The sequence below is a fragment of the Oleiphilus sp. HI0128 genome, assembly GCF_001635365.1.
In genome coordinates this window covers 1-1140 of record NZ_LWGG01001621.1, presented here as the reverse complement: position 1 = coordinate 1140, position 1140 = coordinate 1, and the positions used below count along the sequence as shown (strand labels likewise).

Here is a 1140-nt window from a genome sequence, read left to right as displayed (position 1 = left end):
GGTTTACCCAGCCTTCGATAATCTTACCGATTCGAGTAGAAAGCTGAACCTTTTTAGCCTCATCGGTTTCAAAGTAGTAACCTGCACCGAGAGTCAAAACTGTTTCAATATTATGTGTATCAGAGTAATAGGGCCACCAGTCATCACTAATCCGAGATGATAACGGGGCATGAGCACTCGCCATGTAAACTAAGTCTGTTTCGGCACCGGTAGTATTACAGCTCTTAGTTTTATTATACCCGGTAAAACCCTCCTTCCTTACATACTGTCCTAGCTCTGAATTGTAATTCGAGGTAAAGCCATAATTTTCAACTGCAGACGCGATGCGTCTTAGCATTTCTGGCGCATCGGTATTTCCTGTTATCCAGTAAGCTTGCCAGAGGAAATCTACGATATTCTCAGTCATCCATGCTGAGAAGCCTCTAGAGCTACTATCACCTAATGGTGCACTCCCCTCATTATGCACACCTTCGTGAACATCGATATTATGAGTAAAGCCACCACTTTTCGGTGTCCAACCATTTTCTACATCCCAGGTTTTTTCAGTTTGCTGCATATCTTTCAGAGAGTTAATTCGCTCATTAAGGTGAGCTAAAACCGTTGAATCAGCCGTCATTTCATAGGCATTAATCTCTGCTAGTCCTGCTATACCTGCCCCGCGCTCAGTAAAACCTTCATTCTCGTTATTAAAGGTGTCTCTCGTACCATATTGATTCCATCCCAAGTCAGATTGTAACGCCATATTGGTAATTAATGGATCATCCCATTGACTATCATCGCCAGTAAGGGCCCAGCTCAATTTAGCCTGCTGCGGAGCAATATATTTCCCATCAGCACAAGCAACACCACCAAATGTAAAACAACCATCACCACCAGCCATTGCCGGGGCCGTTCCATCATTCCGCACATGCGAGAAGTAGAACTGCTTCGATAGGAATGCCTCTTTTAAGAATTCTACCCGCCCAGTAGACATATACGCTTTGAACATGGCACTTGATCGATCAAACAACCAATTACCTCCACTGGAAGCGCTATAATCAAGCCCACCAGCCCAATTTTCGAACTGCCCTACTTGGTATTGCTCAAAACCGTCTGACGAACCACTTGAGGGCACATAAGGAGGAATCAGGCCTGACTCGG

General features: G+C 44.7%; 1 protein-coding gene. It reads right to left on the bottom strand.

Annotated elements, in window-relative coordinates; genetic code table 11:
- A partial coding sequence (locus A3763_RS29335; protein WP_197483163.1) for a hypothetical protein occupies positions 1-1140 on the bottom strand: 1140 nt, incomplete at both ends.